Raw genomic sequence first — 16438 nt, 5'->3', positions numbered from 1 at the left:
GCCACGGGTTGCTCCCACGGCCCTGACACAGCTGTTCCACCTCTCGCTGCGCCTGTCCTGCGCCTGCGACAGTTGCACGCGTCTCCACTTCATCACGCTGGCGCCGTCACCCTCGCCAAACCCATCTGCCACGGGCCCTGCAGCCATCCAGCGCAACGCTGGCACAGCCATTGCGACAGGGCTGGGACCGTGGCGCGAGGCTGCGGCCCTAATAAGAATCGGAGACCCATTGATGAAGCACATTGGCCTGCAATGCAGCGGAGGCTGGGAGCCGCCGCCCGCCGCCTCGACCTTCAAGCACCTGATCGCCGCCATCGCCCTGGGCGTGGCCTGTTCCTCGGCCGCGTGGGCGGCCGACGTGGACGGCAAGCGCATCATCGCCGCCGACCAGGAGCCCGGTAACTGGATGAGCCACGGGCGCACCTACGACGAGCAGCGCTACAGCCCGCTGAAGACCATCAACGACAACAACGTCGGCAAGCTCGGCCTGGCCTGGAGCTACAAGCTCGACCTGGACCGCGGCGTGGAAGCCACGCCCATCGTGGTGGACGGGGTGATGTACACCACCGGGCCGTTCTCGGTGGTCTACGCGCTGGACGCCCGCAACGGCAAGCTGCTGTGGAGGTACGACCCGCAATCGGACCGCAACCGCGCCGGCGAGGCCTGCTGCGACGCGGTGAACCGTGGCGTGGCGGTGTGGAAGGACAAGATCTACGTCGGCGTGCTCGACGGCCGCCTGGAGGCCATCGATGCCAAGACCGGCAAGCGCGTCTGGTCGGTGGACACGCGCAACGACAAGAAGCGCAGCTACACCATCACCGGTGCGCCGCGCGTGGTGAACGGCAAGGTGATCATCGGCAACGGCGGCGCCGAGTTCGGCGTGCGCGGCTACGTCACCGCCTACGACGCCGAGACCGGCAAGCAGGCCTGGCGCTTCTTCACCGTACCGGGCGACCCCAAGCTGCCACCGGAAGACAAGGCCATGGAGATCGCCCAGAAGACCTGGTTCGGCGACGCCTTCGTCGAACAGGGGGGCGGCGGCACCGCCTGGGACTCCTTCGCCTTCGACCCGGAGCTGAACCTGCTCTACATCGGCGTCGGCAACGGTTCGCTGTGGGACCCGAAATGGCGCAGTCAGGCCAAGGGCGACAACCTGTTCCTGTCCTCCATAGTCGCGGTCAATGCCGACACCGGCGAATACGCCTGGCACTACCAGACCACCCCCGGCGACGCCTGGGACTTCACCGCCACCCAGCACATGATCCTCGCCGAGCTGCCCATCGAGGGTAAGCAGCGCAAGGTGCTGATGCAGGCGCCGAAGAACGGCTTCTTCTACGTCATCGACCGCGCCACCGGCGAGCTGCTCTCGGCCAAGGGCATCGTGCCGCAGAACTGGACCAAGGGCATGGACATGAAGACCGGCCGGCCCATCGTCGATGAGGAGAACGCCGCCTACTGGAAGAACGGCAAGCGCAACCTGGTGACCCCGGCCTTCTGGGGCGCCCATGACTGGCACCCGATGTCCTACAACCCCAACACCGGGCTGGTGTACATCCCGGCGCACATCATGTCGGCCTACTACGAGCACATCCCGGATGCGCCCAGGCGCAACCCGTTCAAGAGCATGTACCAGCTGGGCCTGAAGACCGGGATGATGCCCGAGGGCCCGGACGGCCTGCTGGAAATGGCCAAGACCTGGTCCGGCAAGCTGATCGCCTGGGACCCGGTGAAACAGGAGCCGGTCTGGGAGGTGCCCTACGTCACCATCTTCAACGGCGGCACCCTGAGCACCGCGGGCAATCTGGTGTTCGAGGGCAGCGCCGATGGCCGGGTGATCGCCTACGCCGCCGACAGCGGCAAGAAGCTCTGGGAGCAGCCCGCCGCCAGCGGCGTGATGGCGGCACCTGTGACCTACAGCGTCGACGGCGAGCAGTACGTGACCTTCATGGCGGGCTGGGGTGGCGCCTTTTCCACCTTCGCCGGGGCCCTGTCCCTGCGCGCCGGCGTGCAGCCCTTCTCCCAGGTGCTGACCTACAAGCTCGGCGGCACCGCCAAGCTGCAGGAGCCGGCACCGCCGGCCGACGCCCCGCAGCCGCCGCCACTGACCGCCAGCGCTGCGGACGTCGAGGTCGGCGCCAAGCTCTACGACGGCCACTGCTCCCAGTGCCACGGCATCCACGCGGTGAGCGGCGGCGTGCTGCCGGACCTGCGCAAGCTGACGACCGAGAAGCACCAGATGTTCCTCGGCATCCTCTACGGCGGTCGCGTGCCCGACGGCATGCCGTCCTTCGCCGAGGCGTTCAACGCCGCCGAGGTCGAGCAGATCCACCAGTACCTGATCAAGCGCGCCCATGACCTCAAGCAGGAAGGCGACGCCTGGAAGCGCTTCAGCGCCAAGTGATCCGCCGGGCGGGCCGGATGCCCGCCCGTTCCACTCCCTGAAAGTAAGCGAGAGCGACCATGACCGAGACCCCCCTCTACCAGAACTACATCGCCAACGCCTTCGTCGGCAGCGACCAGCACATCGAGGTGCACAACCCGGCCAACGCCGAGCTGCTGGCGCGGGTGCCGGAATCCCCCAGCGAGCAGGTGGAGCGCGCCATCGCCGCCGCCCGTGGCGCGCAGAAGGCCTGGGCCGCGAAGCCGGCCATCGAGCGCGCCGGCTACCTGCGCCAGATCGCCACCAAGGTGCGCGCCAATGCCGAGCGCCTGGCGCGGATCATCACCCGCGAGCAGGGCAAGGTGCCGGCGCTGGCGCTGGTGGAGGTCAACTTCACCGCCGACTACCTGGACTACATGGCCGAGTGGGCGCGGCGCCTGGAAGGCGAGGTGCTGACCAGCGACCGGGTCAACGAACACGTGTTCCTGCTGCGCAAGCCGCTGGGCGTGGTGGCCGGCATCCTGCCGTGGAACTTCCCCTTCTTCCTCATCGCCCGGAAGATGGCGCCGGCCCTGCTGACCGGCAACACCATCGTCATCAAGCCCAGCGAAGAAACGCCGATCAACTGCTACGAATTCGCCCGCCTGGTGGCCGAGACGGACCTGCCCAGCGGCGTGTTCAACGTCGTTGGCGGGCGTGGCGCCAGCGTTGGCCACAGCCTCACCAGCCACGCGGGCGTGGACCTGATCAGCTTCACCGGCAGCGTCGGCACCGGCGCGCGGATCATGGCCGCCGCCGCGCCGAACATCACCAAGCTCAACCTGGAGCTGGGCGGCAAGGCCCCGGCCATCGTCCTCGCCGACGCCGACCTGGACCTGGCGGTGAGCGCCATCACCGCCTCGCGGGTGATCAACACCGGGCAGGTGTGCAACTGCGCCGAGCGCGTCTATGTCGAGCGCAAGGTGGCCGACGCCTTCATCGACAAGATCGCCTCGGCCATGGCCGCCACACGCTATGGCGACCCCTCGGAGGACGCCGAGCTGGACATGGGCCCGCTGATCAACCAGGCCGGCCTCGACAAGGTCGCGCAGATGGTGCGCACCGCCCAGGGCCAGGGCGCCCAGGTGGTCACCGGCGGCGCGGTGGCCGACAAGAGCAAGGGCTTCCACTACCAGCCCACGGTGCTGGCCGGCTGCAAGGCGGACATGGAGATCATGCGCAAGGAGATCTTCGGCCCGGTGCTGCCGATCCAGATCGTCGACGACCTCGACGAAGCCATCGCCCTGGCCAACGACAGCGAGTACGGCCTGACCTCGTCCATCTACACCCGCAGCCTCGGTGCGGCACTCAAGGCCAGCCGCGAGATCGACTTCGGCGAGACCTACGTCAATCGCGAGAACTTCGAGGCCATGCAGGGCTTCCACGCCGGCACGCGCAAATCCGGCATCGGTGGCGCGGACGGCAAGCACGGGCTGTACGAGTTCACCCACACCCACGTGGTGTACATCCAGGCGTGAGGGGCGGGCGTGGCGGTGGTGTTCGCCGTCACGCCTGATCGCGAATGAATTCGCCCCTACGGGTCAGAACATTTCATTGGGCTGGACGATGCCGTGTTTCTTCATCTTGCGGTACAGCGTGGAGCGGGAAATGCCGCTGGCGTCGGCCGCCGCGCTGATGTTCCAGCGGTGCTGGCGCAGGGTGGCCAGCAGGTGGCGGGCCTCGTCGTCGCCCAACTGGTCGGCGAGGCTGGCGGGCGCTTCGACGCGGGGCGCGAGCGGAATGGGGAGGGCGGTCTGATGCAGTTCGGCGGGCAGGCAATCGCAGTCGATCACGCCATCCTCGGCCAGGGCCACCGCGTAGCGCAGGGCATTGAGCAACTGGCGGATATTGCCCGGCCAGGGATGGGCGAGCAGGCGCTGGCGGGCCGCCTCGTCCAGGCGCAGCCCCTCGGCGCCGGGCTGGGCCGCGAGCAGGGCCTCGATCAGCTCGGCGCGGTCGCTGCGTTCGCGCAGGGCCGGCAGGGAGAGGGTCATGCCGCTGAGGCGGTAGAACAGGTCCTCGCGGAACAGCTTGGCCTGGATCATTCCGGCCAGGTCCTGGTGGGTGGCGGACACCACCTGCACATCCAGCGGCACCGGTGCCTCGGCGCCCAGGGGGAAGAGCTCGCGCTCGGCCAGCACGCGCAGCAGGCGCGTCTGCAGGTGGGCGGGCATGTCGCCGATCTCGTCGAGGAACAGGGTGCCGCCGTTGGCCAGCTCCAGCTTGCCCTTCATGCCCTTCTTGCTGGCGCCGGTGAAGCTGCCGCCGCGGTAGCCGAACAGTTCGCTCTCGATCAGCGTCTCCGGGATCGCCGCGCAGTTGAGTGCGACGAAGGGCCCGGCACGGCGGGCGCTGGCCTGGTGGATGGCGCGGGCGAAGGCCTCCTTGCCGGTGCCGGTCTCGCCGGTGATGAGGATGGGGATGCCCTTGTCGATCACCTTGCGGATGCGCCGCACGCCTTGCTGCAACTGTGGGTCGCTGCCGCCGAGGCGTTCCAGATTGGGGTGCTCGCTGGCCGCTGTGCGCACCTGCGGAGCGGGCGTGGCCGGGCGCAGGTGCCCGGCGGGAATGCGCAGGCCGACGTCCACCAGCGCCTCGCCCTGCAGGGCGCGCAGGCGCACGCCACGGGCGCCGCCGCTGGTGAGGCTGAGCAACTCGTCGACGTTGGCCGGCAGCAGGCTGTCGATGCGCCGGCCGAGCAGGGCGCTGCCCGGGTCTTCTTCATGGGCGACGAAGGCGGCGCGGTTGGCGCCGATCACCCGGCCCTGTTCGTCGAGGGCCAGCAACTGTTCGTTGGCCAGGTCGGTGATGTCGTCGCGGGGCTTGATGGACAGGGTCAGGCGGTCGCGGTAGCTCTGGCGGAAGTGGGCGTTCTCGATCAGCCGCGCGTACAGGATCACCAGTTGCAGGGTCAGGTACTGCGCCTCCTTGGGCCCGTCGCTGTTCAGGCAGGTGGCGTTGAGGCAGCCGCGCAGCCGGCCCTGGGGGTCGAAGATCGGCGACACCGAGCAGCTCAGCCGTGCGTTGGCCGCGAGGAAGTGTTCCTGGCGGTGGATGGTCAGCGCCTGGCCGGCCGCCAGGGCGGTGCCGATGCCGTTGGTGCCGACCACGGACTCGTCCCAGCGGGCGCCGACGATCAGGCCGGACTGGGTGTAGCGGTCGCGCTCGGCGGGCAGGCGGGCATCCAGGGTGATGCCGTCCTCGTCGCTGAGCAGCACCGCGAAGCCGGCCTGCACCACGCGGCGGGCGAGGCCGGTGACGCCCTGGCTGGCGATGGCCAGGTATTCCTGATGCTGGGCCTGGTGCTGGCGGATCTCGGCGGCGGTGAGGATGTTCTTCTCGCCACGCCCGCTCGGGTCGAGGCGGTGCTGGGTGACGCTGCGGTACCAGGACTGGGCGATCAGCCCGTCGGGGCGGATGCCGCGCCCGGGGAAGTGGTGGTCGACGAAGGCCGCGAGTTCGCTGGCGCTGGTCTCCGAGGCAGGCAAGGTCATAGGCACTCCCGTTGGTCGTTGGCGGCCCCTGGGGGCGCACCTCGGCGTCTTGTTGTTTTTGTCGAACCGGCAGCCCGGCCGGACGCTCCAACCATAGACCGCAGGGCTGCCGCCCGCCGTTATCCATCCGTCGGAGGTGGCCTGGATACAGCAAGGCACATGCCGAAAGCTTCAGTCGCCGCTGCAAGGCCCGGCCCAGGGCGCCTCGTCGCCGGGCCCTGCCGTGCGGGGCGCATGGGCAGCCGTCGCAGCGATGCGACAGCTGTAGCGGGCGGGCGCACAGCTGTCGCACGCACGCTACCAAATCAGGACCGGAACTCGTTCGAAAGTAGCATTCGGGGGTATCGGGCCTGGTGGTTAACTCAAACCTGCCGGAATTCTCCGGCGCCATAAGAAGAGGATCGACCCATGTGGACTAAACCCGCCTATACCGACCTGCGCATTGGCTTCGAAGTGACCATGTACTTCGCCAACCGCTGATCGTCCTTGCCCCGGTCCGCCGGGGCTTCCCGACAGGGGTTCCCATGCATATCCAGATTCTCGGCTCCGCCGCCGGCGGGGGCTTTCCGCAGTGGAACTGCAACTGCCGCAACTGTGCCGGCCTGCGCGCCGGCACCCTCAACGCCGAGGCGCGCACCCAGTCCTCCATCGCCCTGAGCGATGACGGGGTCAACTGGGTGCTGTGCAACGCCTCCCCCGACATTCGCGCGCAGATCGAGGCCTTCCCGGCGTTGCAGCCGGCCCGGCGCCTGCGCGACACGGCCATCGCCGCCGTGCTGCTGATGGACAGCCAGATCGACCACGTCACCGGCCTGCTGACCCTGCGTGAGGGCTGCCCGCATTCGGTGTGGTGCACGGAGATGGTCCACCAGGACCTGACCAGCGGCTTCCCACTATTCACCATGCTGCAGCACTGGAATGGCGGCCTGGCCTGGAACCCCATCGCCCTGGACGGCGAGCCCTTCACCATCCCCGCCTGCCCGGGGCTGCGCTTCACCGCCATCGCCCTGCGCAGCAGCGCGCCGCCCTATTCGCCGCACCGGGGCAACCCGCACCCGGGCGACAACATCGGCCTGTTCGTCGAGGACCTGCGCACCGGCGGCTCGCTGTTCTACGCGCCGGGCCTGGGGCAGGTGGACGAGGCGCTGCTGGGCTGGATGCGCCGCGCCGATTGCCTGCTGGTGGACGGCACCCTGTGGCGTGACGACGAGATGCGCGTGTGCGAGGTGGGCGACAAGCTCGGCAGCGAGATGGGCCACCTGCCGCAGAGCGGCCCAGGCGGCATGCTGGAGGTGCTCGACGGCCTGCCGGACAAGCGCCGGGTGCTCATCCACATCAACAACACCAACCCCATCCTCGATGCCGATTCCGCCGAGCGCGCCGAACTGGACGCGCGCGGCATCGAAGTGGCCCGCGATGGCATGGCCATCCGCCTCTGAGCGCCGGCCCGAACAACGAGGAGCTGTCCATGCAACAGACCGCCATGAGTCCCGAGCAATTCGAACAGGCGCTGCGCGCCAAGGGCGCCTACTACCACATCCACCATCCCTTCCATGTGGCGATGTACCAGGGTCGCGCCAGCCGCGAGCAGATCCAGGGCTGGGTGGCCAACCGCTTCTACTACCAGGTGTGCATCCCGCTGAAGGATGCGGCGATCCTCGCCAACTGCCCGGACCGCGACACCCGCCGCGAGTGGATCCAGCGCATCCAGGACCACGACGGCGCGCCGGGCGAGGCGGGTGGGATCGAGGCCTGGCTGCGGCTCGCCGAGGCGGTGGGGCTGGACCGTGAGCAGGTGCTGTCCCAGGAACTGGTGCTGCCGGGCGTGCGCTTCGCCGTGGACGCCTACGTCAACTTCGCCCGCCGCGCCAGCTGGCAGGAGGCGGCGAGCAGCTCGCTGACCGAACTCTTCGCGCCGCAGATCCACCAGTCGCGCCTCGACGCCTGGCCCACCCACTACCCCTGGATCGACCCGGCCGGCTACGACTACTTCCGCTCGCGCCTGTCCCAGGCCCGGCGCGACGTGGAGCACGGCCTGCGCATCACCCTCGCGCACTACCGCACGGTCGAGGCCCAACAGCGCATGCTGGAGATCCTGCAGTTCAAGCTCGATGTGCTGTGGAGCATGCTCGATGCCATGAGCATGGCCTACGAGCTGGAGCGCCCGCCGTACCACACGGTGACCCGCGAGCGGGTCTGGCACAGGGGGCTGGGGCAATGAGCGAGGTGCTGCAATCGAAGACCCCGCAACTGCGCCGGGGCTTCCGCTTCCAGTTCGAGCCGGCCCAGGGCTGCCATGTGCTGCTCTACCCGGAAGGCATGATCAAGCTCAACGAGAGCGCCAGCGAAATCCTCAAGCTGATCGACGGCCAGCGCAGCGTCGCCGCCATCATCGACGACCTCACCGGGCGCTTCCCCGATGTGCCGGGGGTGGACGAGGACATCCTCGCGTTTATGGAGGTGGCCAGTGCACAGTTCTGGATCGAGCTGCGTTGAACCGCCCCGCACGGCCAGCCAGCCCGGCCCGCCGTTGTGGCTGCTGGCCGAGCTGACGTACCGCTGCCCGTTGCAGTGCCCGTACTGCTCCAATCCCCTGGACTTCGACCGCCAGGGCGCGGAGCTGTCCACCACCGAGTGGATCGAGGTGTTCCGCCAGGCCCGTGAGCTGGGCGCGGCGCAGCTGGGCTTCTCCGGCGGCGAGCCGCTGGTTCGCCAGGACCTGGCCGAGCTGATCCGCGCGGCACGCGGCATGGGCTACTACACCAACCTGATCACCTCCGGCATCGGCCTCACCGAGGCGCGCATCGCCGAGTTCGCCGAGGCGGGGCTGGATCATATCCAGATCAGTTTCCAGGCCGCCGACGAGGAGGTGAACAACCTGCTGGCCGGCTCGCGCAAGGCCTTCGCCCAGAAGCTGGCCATGGCCCGGGCGGTGAAAGCGGCGGGCTACCCGATGGTGCTCAACTTCGTCACCCACCGGCACAACATCGACAACATCGAACGCATCATCGACCTGTGCCTGGAGCTGGAGGCGGACTTCGTCGAGCTCGCCACCTGCCAGTTCTACGGCTGGGCCGAGCTGAACCGTGCCGGCCTGCTGCCGACCCGCGAACAACTGGAACGCGCCGAGGCCATCACCAATGCCTACCGCGAGAGGCTGGCGGCCGAGAACCACCCCTGCAAGCTGATCTTCGTCACCCCGGACTACTACGAGGAGCGCCCCAAGGCCTGCATGAACGGCTGGGGCAACCTGTTCCTCGACATCACCCCCGACGGCACCGCGCTGCCCTGCCACAGCGCCCGGCAGCTGCCGGTGCAGTTCCCCAACGTGCGCGAGCACAGCATCCACCACATCTGGCAGGACTCCTTCGGCTTCAACCGCTTCCGGGGCGATGCCTGGATGCCCGAGCCGTGCCGCTCCTGCGACGAGAAGGACCGCGACTTCGGCGGCTGCCGCTGCCAGGCCTTCATGCTCACCGGGGATGCCGCCAACGCCGACCCGGTGTGCAGCAAGTCGGCGCACCACGGCATCATCCTCGACGCCCGCCGCCAGGCCGAGGAGGCGCCACGGGGGATGGGCGAACTGGTGTTCCGCAACCCGGGCAATGCGCAGCTGATCGCCAAGGCCTGAGCCTTCGCCGCAGGAGGAATCCCGATGCCCATCGCCCCCTACGGCACCTGGCCCAGCGCCTTCAGCGCCCTCGATGCGGCAGGCGCCAGCCGTGACTTCGCCGAGCTGAAGCGCTGCGCCCACGGCCTGCTATGGACGCTTTTCGACCCGGCGGACGCGCGCACCACGCTGTGGCTGTGGCGCGACGGCGAAGCGCGCTGCCTGACACCATCCGGATTCTCCCTGCGCAGCCGGGTGCACGAGTACGGCGGCGGTGCCTTCTGTGCCACCGCCGAGGGCGTCGCCTTCGTCAACGAGGCGGACCAGCAGCTTTATCTCCAGCGCCTCGACGGCGCACCCCGGCCACTGACGCGGCAGCCCGGCAGCCGCTTCGGCGACCTGCAGTTCGACGCCAGGGGTGAGGCGTTGCTGGCGGTGGAAGAGCGGCACGGCGGTGAGGCGGTGCGCAACCGCCTGGTGAGCATCGCCCTGGCCGATGGCGCACGCAGGGTGGTGGCCGAAGGCGCTGACTTCTACGCCGCGCCGACCCTGGACGCTTGCGGGAGCCGCCTGGCCTGGATCGAGTGGAACCGACCCGAGCAGCCCTGGACCGCGACCCGCCTGTGCGTGGCCCTGCGTGACGACGACGGCACCTGGCAGGCCCCGCGGCGGGTGGCGGGCAACGGGGGCGACGAGTCCCTGCAACAGCCCCGTTTCACCGTCGACGGTCGCCTGCTGTGCCTGAGCGATCGCCACGGCTGGTGGCAGCCCTGGGAGGAGGCCGCCTCCGGCTGGCAGCCCATGACGGGCTTCGAGGCGGCTGACCACGCCGCCGCGCCCTGGCAACTGGGTGCCTGCACCTGGTTGCCGCTGGAGGCGGGTGGGGTGCTGTCGAGCCGCTTCGAGCAGGGCTTCGGCGTGCTGGCGGAGCAGGGCGGGGGCGGGGAGCGGCGCCTGGCCGACGCTTTCAGCCGCTTCCGCGCCCTGGCAGCCGACGAGGCCCATTTCTATGCCATCGCCACGGCGCCGGACCGGCTGCCGGCGGTGATCGGCATCGACCGCGTGGACGGTCGCGTCGAGGTACTGGCCGGCGGCGAGCAAACGCTGGGCGAGGCGCAGCTGTCACGCCCCGAGCCCCTGGGCTTCGACAGCGGCCAGGGCGAGCGCGCCCATGGCTTCTTCTACCCACCACGCCAGGCCGAGGTGCGCGGCCCGGCCGACGAGCGCCCGCCATTGCTGGTGTTCATGCACGGTGGGCCGACGTCCGCCTGCTACCCGCAGTTCGACCCGCGCATCCAGTTCTGGACCCAGCGTGGTTTCGCCGTGCTCGACCTCAACTACCGGGGCAGCAGCGGCTACGGCCGCGCCTACCGCCAGCGCCTGCGCGGCGAGTGGGGGCGCATCGAGGTGGAGGACGCCTGCGCGGCGGTCGCCCACCTGGCCGCCGCCGGGCGCATCGACGGCGCACGGGCCTTCATCCGTGGCGGCAGCGCCGGCGGCTACAGCGCCTTGCTGGCCCTGGCCGAGGGCCGCACCTTCCGCGGCGGCGCCAGCCTCTACGGGGTCAGCGACCCGCTGGCGCTGCGCCGGGTCACCCACAAGTTCGAGGCCGACTACCTCGACTGGCTGATCGGCGACCCCGACCTCGATGCCGAGCGCTACCGCCAGCGCACCCCGCTGCAGCGCCTGGATGACATCGAGGCGCCGCTGATCTTCTTCCAGGGCGGCCGCGACGCCGTGGTCGTCCCCGCGCAGACCTGTTCCATGGTCGACGCCCTGCGCCAGCGGGGCCGCGAGGTGGAGGTGCACCTCTACCCCGACGAAGGCCACGGCTTCCGCCAGGCCGCCAACCTCGCCCACGCCCTGGAGGCGGAGTACGGGTTCTACCGACGGCTGCTCTGATCACGTCGTAGAGTGGGGGCTCTCAAGCACTGAAGCGGGCGACTCGCAATCGGCTGGCACCCATTGGTCGGATTGAAAACGTCCCTGATTCCAGTAGTCTGCTTCCCATTCCATAACAAGAACGATCAGGCGGATTCATGCGCCACGACATCAGCCAACTGCGTAAATTCGTGTCCCCCGAAATCATCTTCGGCGCCGGCTGCCGGCATAACGTCGGCAACTATGCGAGCACCTTCGGGGCGCGCAAGGTGCTGGTGGTGTCCGACCCGGGCGTGCTGGCCGCCGGCTGGGTCGCCGATGTGGAGGCCAGCCTGCAGGCCCAGGGCATCGACTACTGCCTGTTCACCCAGGTCTCGCCCAACCCGCGCGTGGAGGAGGTGCGCCTGGGGGCGGATTTCTACCGCAGCGAGGGATGCAACGTGATAGTCGCCGTGGGCGGCGGCAGCCCGATGGATTGCGCCAAGGGCATCGGCATCATGGTCGCCCACAACCGCTGCATCCTCGAGTTCGAGGGGGTGGACACCATCCGCGTGCCGAGCCCGCCCTTGATCCTCATCCCCACCACCGCCGGCACCTCGGCGGACGTGTCGCAGTTCGTGATCATCTCCAACCAGGCCGAGCGCATGAAGTTCTCCATCGTCAGCAAGGCGGTGGTGCCGGACGTGTCGCTGATCGACCCGGAAACCACCCTGAGCATGGACCCCTTCCTCTCCGCCTGTACCGGCATCGACGCGCTGGTGCACGCCATCGAGGCCTTCGTGTCCACCGGCAGCGGGCCGCTCACCGATACCCACGCGCTGGAGGCCATGCGCCTGATCAACGGCAACCTGGTGCAGATGATCGCCACGCCAAACGACATCGCCCTGCGCGAGAAGATCATGCTCGGCAGCATGCAGGCGGGGCTGGCCTTCTCCAACGCCATCCTCGGGGCGGTGCACGCCATGTCCCACAGCCTCGGCGGCTTCCTCGACCTGCCCCACGGCATGTGCAACGCGGCGCTGGTGGAGCATGTGGTGGCCTTCAACTACAGCGCCGCGCCGGAGCGCTTCCGCATGGTGGCGGAGACCCTGGGCATCGACGTGCGCGGGCTCAACCACAACCAGATCCGCCAGCGCCTGGTGGAGCACCTGATCGCCTTCAAGCAGTCGGTGGGCTTCCACGAGACGCTGAAGCTGCACGGCGTTTCCACCTCCGACATCCCCTTCCTGTCGCGCCATGCGATGGAGGACCCCTGCATCCTCACCAACCCGCGCGAGTCCAGCCAGCGGGATGTCGAGGTGGTGTATGCCGAGGCCCTCTGAGGAGCAGCGCCAGGCGCTGCTCGGGCTGGGCAGCCACTCGGCGCGCAAGAGCCATTACCCCGAGCTGCTGAGCCGCCTGGAGGAGCTGGAGACCGAGCGCAACCGCTACAAGTGGCTGTTCGAGCACGCGGTGCACGGCATCTTCCAGGCCAGCCTGCAGGAGGGCCTGCGCGCGGCCAACCCGGCGCTGGCGCGGATGCTCGGCTACGACTCGCCGGAGCAGCTGCTGTGGTCGCTGACCGATCTGGCCAGCCACCTGTTCGTCGGTGGCGAGGCGGAGCTGGTGCATATCCGCGCCGAGCTGCAGCGCCAGCAGGGGCTGTTCGGCTACGAGACGCGCCTGCGTCGCCAGGATGGCAGCCATGTGGACGTGCTGATGAACCTGTTGCTGAAGCCGGACGAGGAGGGGCTGTTCGAAGGCTTCGTCGCCGACATCACCGAACGCATCCTCGCCCAGCAGCGCCTGCAGACCCTCAACGACGAGCTGGAGCAGCGGGTGGCGGCGCGCACCCTGGAGCTGCAGACCCTCAACGGCCAACTGCGCGAGGCGCGGGACGCCGCCGAGGCCGCCAACCAGAGCAAGGACAAGTACCTGGCCGCCGCCAGCCACGACCTGCTGCAGCCGCTGAACGCGGCGCGGCTGCTGGTCTCGACCCTGCGCGAGCGCAGCCTGCCCGGCGCCGAGCAACTGCTGGTGGAGCGCACCCACCTGGCCCTGGAAGGTGCCGAGGACCTGCTCACCGACCTGCTGGAAATCTCCAAGCTGGACCAGAGCGCGATCCGCCCGGACATCGACGCCTACCGCCTGGACGAGCTGCTGGCGCCGCTGGCCTCGGAGTTCCAGAGCGTCGCCCAGTCCGCCGGGCTGCAACTGCGCGTGCGCATTCCCAGGGGGCTGGCGGTGAGCACCGATATCCGCCTGCTGACGCGCATCCTGCGCAACTTCCTCAGCAACGCCTGCCGCTACACCGAGCGTGGCCGCGTGCTGCTCGGCTGCCGGCGCCGGGGCGACCGGGTGCGGCTGGAAGTGTGGGACAGCGGGCGGGGCATTCCGGCGGACCAGTTGCAGGCGATCTTCCTCGAATTCAACCAGCTGGACCGGGGCCGCGCCGCCGAGCGCAAGGGCGTGGGCCTGGGGCTGGCCATCGTCGACCGCATCGCCGGCATCCTCGGCTGCCCCATCGGCGTGCGCTCGCAACCGGGGCGCGGTTCGGTGTTTTCCATCGAGGTGCCGCTGGCGGAGGGGCTGCCCGCGCGCCGCGAGGAGCGGCCGCCGCGCCCGGTCACCGGCGACCCGCTGCCGGGCCGGCGCCTGCTGGTACTGGACAACGAGGCGAGCATCCTCCACAGCATGGCCGCGCTGCTGGGGCAGTGGGGTTGCGAGGTGGTGACCGCACCCGACCTGGAGAGCGCCCTGGGCAACCTGGGCGGCGTCGCGCCGGAGGCGATCCTGGCGGACTACCACCTCGATCACGGCGTGACCGGCTGCGAGGTGGTGCAGGCGTTGCGCGCTCAGTTCGACCGGGCGATCCCGGCGGTGATGATCACCGCCGACCGCAGTGACGAGTGCCGGCGCAACCTCCAGGCCCTCGGTGCGCCGCTGCTGAACAAGCCGGTCAAGCCCGGCAAGCTGCGCGCGGTGCTGAGCCAGTTGCTGCTCTGATCCCGAGCGGGCCCCGGCCGGTCAGTTGCCGTGCGGGGTGTCGGCCAGTACCTGCCTGAGCCGGGCCTGGTAGTCGGCCGATTCACGCTGGCGGGCGATCTCGTCCCAGATGGCCTGGGCGAGGGCGGGGCGCTCGTCCACCAGGCGGTTCGACAGCATCAGGTAATAGTCCTTCTGCTCCAGCGGCACGGGGCGTTTCTCGATGTCCTGGCCGAGGTCCGGGTGGCTGGCCAGGAGCTGGTCGGCGCGCAGGGTCTGCATGGCGGCGGTCTCGAAACGGTGGCCGTGGAGCATGCGCAGCAGGGCCAGCGGGTCGCGGCTGGTTTCTTCCACGTCCAGGCCGTGGGCCTTGAGTAAATCGATGATGGAAAACCCGCTGAGCGAGGCGACGCGGCCACGGACGCCGCTGAAGGCCTTGCCGTCCCAGTCGGCCTGGCTGCCGCGCAGGCGGTAGAGGGAGTAGGAGGCGCTGTGCAGGCGCTTGCCGTTGTCCAGCGAGCCGTCGGCGCGGTACGGGTAATGGCCCATGACCTGGCGCTCGGCCTTGAACGCGGCGGCGAAGGCGCCGTCGTACTGACCCCGGGCGAGGCCATCGAGACAACGCTTCCAGGGCATCGGCTGGCGTTCGATCTTCAGCTTCAGCGCCTGTTGCACATGATCGAACAGCACCTGGTTGAGGCCCTTGTCGTCGAGCATCACCCAGGGCCAGGAGTCCTGGTCCTCGTAGCAGAACACCAGTTTCCCGGGCTCGGCCGCCTGTACCTGGAGGGTGAGGAGACAGGTGAGGGTGCAGGCGATGAACGGGATCGGCGACATGGTGGCTCGGTTTCAGGCAGGCGCCCGGGAAGTGTAGTCAGGCCTTGGGGCCCAGGTTGGCGGGCGCCTTTTAACAGGATGGCAAAGCGCCGTCTCCGCTCCTTGGGCGAACTTGAGAACCCGGTCAGGAATGGGGCGTGCCGTCGGATGAGCGGAGCGGGGGATGAGTACGAAAATGGCCGCAGGAGGCGGCCATGAGGTTTCCGCAGCGGGGGAGGCGGAGGCGATGTCGGCGCGGCGGGAGCGCCGGACTTTTCCGTCGTGGCCAAGTGAGCCGTCAGCGGCATCAGATGGGGGCTGGTCCCTCAGCCGCAGTCAGTTTCGCCGGGCTGTATTGCAAGCCTGTGACGATCGCCGAAGAAAATTTTCATCGCTATATAGTTTTATACATAGCGAGGCGCTAGAGTCGGCTCCCGTTCCACATTCCACCGACCTCACACAACAACAAGGGAGTGCTTCCATGGGCTACATGTCTCGCCTGCTCATCACGCTTGCCGCCTGCTCCACCGCCGGCCTGGCCCTGGCCCAGGACGTCCAGGTGGCGGTCGCCGCCAACTTCACCGCACCGATCCAGGCCATCGCCAGGGACTTCGAGAAGGACACCGGCCACAGGCTGGTGATTTCCACCGGCGCCACCGGCCAGTTCTACGCGCAGATCAAGAACGGCGCGCCGTTCGAGGTCTTCCTCGCCGCCGACGACACCACCCCGGCCAAGCTGGAGAAGGAAGGCGACACCGTTGCCGGCACCCGCTTCACCTACGCCGTCGGCACCCTGGCCCTGTGGTCGGCCAAGGAGGGCTACGTCGACGCCAAGGGCGAGGTGCTGAAGAAGAACGCATACCAGCACCTGTCCATCGCCAACCCGAAAGCCGCGCCCTACGGCCTGGCCGCTACCCAGGTGCTGGAGAAGCTGGGCCTGGCCGCCCAGGTCAAGGGCAAGCTGGTGGAAGGCCAGAACATCACCCAGGCGCAGCAGTTCGTCTCCAGTGGCAACGCCGAGCTGGGCTTCGTCGCGTTGTCGCAGATCTACAAGGATGGCAAGGTGACCGGCGGCTCCGCCTGGATCGTGCCGGCCGAGCTGCATGACCCGATCAGGCAGGACGCGGTGATCCTCGCCAAGGGCAAGGACAACGCCGCCGCCAGGGCGCTGGTCGACTACCTGAAGGGCGACAAGGCCGCGGCGGTGATCAAGTCCTACGGCTACGCGCTTTGATTCGAATGAGGGAGCGGTGC

The 16438-nt window shown here is 69.0% G+C and carries 13 protein-coding genes; 11 read left to right on the top strand and 2 right to left on the bottom strand.

Annotated elements, in window-relative coordinates:
- Positions 1 to 232: 232 nt before the first annotated feature.
- Both ACYJSS_RS25305 and aldA read left to right on the top strand, forming a co-directional pair.
- The gene (locus ACYJSS_RS25305) at positions 233 to 2401 is read left to right on the top strand and encodes a PQQ-dependent dehydrogenase, methanol/ethanol family (RefSeq protein ID WP_236205676.1); all 2169 of its coding nucleotides are present in this window, start codon (positions 233 to 235) and stop codon (positions 2399 to 2401) included.
- A gap of 59 nt (positions 2402 to 2460) precedes the next feature.
- Complete coding sequence (aldA, locus tag ACYJSS_RS25300; RefSeq protein ID WP_236205677.1) at positions 2461 to 3897, top strand: aldehyde dehydrogenase; 1437 nt, start codon at positions 2461 to 2463, stop codon at positions 3895 to 3897.
- A gap of 63 nt (positions 3898 to 3960) precedes the next feature.
- Here aldA and ACYJSS_RS25295 read toward each other — a convergent pair whose 3' ends face one another.
- Entirely contained in the window at positions 3961 to 5913 is a 1953-nt protein-coding gene (locus ACYJSS_RS25295) for a sigma-54-dependent Fis family transcriptional regulator (protein ID WP_236205678.1), read from the bottom strand.
- A 408-nt stretch (positions 5914 to 6321) separates the two neighbouring features.
- Here ACYJSS_RS25295 and pqqA point away from each other — a divergent pair, with 408 nt between their 5' ends.
- The 8 genes from pqqA to ACYJSS_RS25255 all read left to right on the top strand — a co-directional run bounded on the left by pqqA (position 6322) and on the right by ACYJSS_RS25255 (position 14389).
- A complete protein-coding gene (gene pqqA / locus ACYJSS_RS25290) occupies positions 6322 to 6393 on the top strand; it encodes a pyrroloquinoline quinone precursor peptide PqqA (protein ID WP_003243383.1) in 72 nt (23 codons plus the stop codon).
- A 44-nt stretch (positions 6394 to 6437) separates the two neighbouring features.
- Positions 6438 to 7352 (top strand): pyrroloquinoline quinone biosynthesis protein PqqB, encoded by a 915-nt coding sequence (gene pqqB, locus ACYJSS_RS25285; RefSeq protein WP_236205679.1) that lies wholly within the window; start codon positions 6438 to 6440, stop codon positions 7350 to 7352.
- A gap of 29 nt (positions 7353 to 7381) precedes the next feature.
- Entirely contained in the window at positions 7382 to 8134 is a 753-nt protein-coding gene (pqqC, locus tag ACYJSS_RS25280) for a pyrroloquinoline-quinone synthase PqqC (protein WP_021222616.1), read from the top strand.
- The gene (gene pqqD / locus ACYJSS_RS25275) at positions 8131 to 8409 is read left to right on the top strand and encodes a pyrroloquinoline quinone biosynthesis peptide chaperone PqqD (protein WP_043241947.1); all 279 of its coding nucleotides are present in this window, start codon (positions 8131 to 8133) and stop codon (positions 8407 to 8409) included. The genes pqqC and pqqD overlap by 4 nt, the downstream gene beginning before the upstream one ends.
- Complete coding sequence (gene pqqE, locus ACYJSS_RS25270) at positions 8381 to 9544, top strand: pyrroloquinoline quinone biosynthesis protein PqqE (RefSeq protein WP_236205680.1); 1164 nt, start codon at positions 8381 to 8383, stop codon at positions 9542 to 9544. The genes pqqD and pqqE overlap by 29 nt, the downstream gene beginning before the upstream one ends.
- Before the next feature lie 24 nt (positions 9545 to 9568).
- Entirely contained in the window at positions 9569 to 11425 is a 1857-nt protein-coding gene (locus ACYJSS_RS25265) for an alpha/beta hydrolase family protein (RefSeq protein ID WP_236205681.1), read from the top strand.
- A gap of 137 nt (positions 11426 to 11562) precedes the next feature.
- Entirely contained in the window at positions 11563 to 12726 is a 1164-nt protein-coding gene (gene ercA / locus ACYJSS_RS25260; protein ID WP_021222620.1) for an alcohol dehydrogenase-like regulatory protein ErcA, read from the top strand.
- Positions 12710 to 14389 (top strand): PAS domain-containing hybrid sensor histidine kinase/response regulator, encoded by a 1680-nt coding sequence (locus tag ACYJSS_RS25255; RefSeq protein WP_236205682.1) that lies wholly within the window; start codon positions 12710 to 12712, stop codon positions 14387 to 14389. The genes ercA and ACYJSS_RS25255 overlap by 17 nt, the downstream gene beginning before the upstream one ends.
- Positions 14390 to 14410: 21 nt before the next feature.
- Here ACYJSS_RS25255 and ACYJSS_RS25250 read toward each other — a convergent pair whose 3' ends face one another.
- Complete coding sequence (locus ACYJSS_RS25250; protein ID WP_111264698.1) at positions 14411 to 15205, bottom strand: substrate-binding periplasmic protein; 795 nt, start codon at positions 15203 to 15205, stop codon at positions 14411 to 14413.
- Between the two features lie 469 nt (positions 15206 to 15674).
- Between ACYJSS_RS25250 and modA the strand changes: the two genes are divergently transcribed.
- Positions 15675 to 16418, top strand: coding sequence for a molybdate ABC transporter substrate-binding protein (gene modA, locus ACYJSS_RS25245; RefSeq protein ID WP_236205726.1), 744 nt, complete (start codon positions 15675 to 15677; stop codon positions 16416 to 16418).
- Positions 16419 to 16438: the final 20 nt, after the last annotated feature.

The organism is Pseudomonas sp. No.21 (assembly GCF_054558415.1).
The sequence above is the reverse complement of the archived record's forward strand: the minus strand, read 5'-3'. Positions and strand labels throughout refer to the sequence as shown.

Bases quoted from the DNA above. Each gene is read 5' to 3' on its own strand.
- pqqD (WP_043241947.1), top strand. From the start codon at position 8,131: ATGAGCGAGGTGCTGCAATCGAAGACCCCGCAACTGCGCCGGGGCTTC.
- ACYJSS_RS25305 (WP_236205676.1), top strand. From the start codon at position 233: ATGAAGCACATTGGCCTGCAATGCAGCGGAGGCTGGGAGCCGCCGCCC.
- aldA (WP_236205677.1), top strand. From the start codon at position 2,461: ATGACCGAGACCCCCCTCTACCAGAACTACATCGCCAACGCCTTCGTC.
- ercA (WP_021222620.1), top strand. From the start codon at position 11,563: ATGCGCCACGACATCAGCCAACTGCGTAAATTCGTGTCCCCCGAAATC.
- ACYJSS_RS25250 (WP_111264698.1), bottom strand. From the start codon at position 15,205: ATGTCGCCGATCCCGTTCATCGCCTGCACCCTCACCTGTCTCCTCACC.
- pqqC (WP_021222616.1), top strand. From the start codon at position 7,382: ATGCAACAGACCGCCATGAGTCCCGAGCAATTCGAACAGGCGCTGCGC.
- modA (WP_236205726.1), top strand. From the start codon at position 15,675: ATGTCTCGCCTGCTCATCACGCTTGCCGCCTGCTCCACCGCCGGCCTG.
- ACYJSS_RS25265 (WP_236205681.1), top strand. From the start codon at position 9,569: ATGCCCATCGCCCCCTACGGCACCTGGCCCAGCGCCTTCAGCGCCCTC.
- ACYJSS_RS25295 (WP_236205678.1), bottom strand. From the start codon at position 5,913: ATGACCTTGCCTGCCTCGGAGACCAGCGCCAGCGAACTCGCGGCCTTC.
- ACYJSS_RS25255 (WP_236205682.1), top strand. From the start codon at position 12,710: ATGCCGAGGCCCTCTGAGGAGCAGCGCCAGGCGCTGCTCGGGCTGGGC.
- pqqB (WP_236205679.1), top strand. From the start codon at position 6,438: ATGCATATCCAGATTCTCGGCTCCGCCGCCGGCGGGGGCTTTCCGCAG.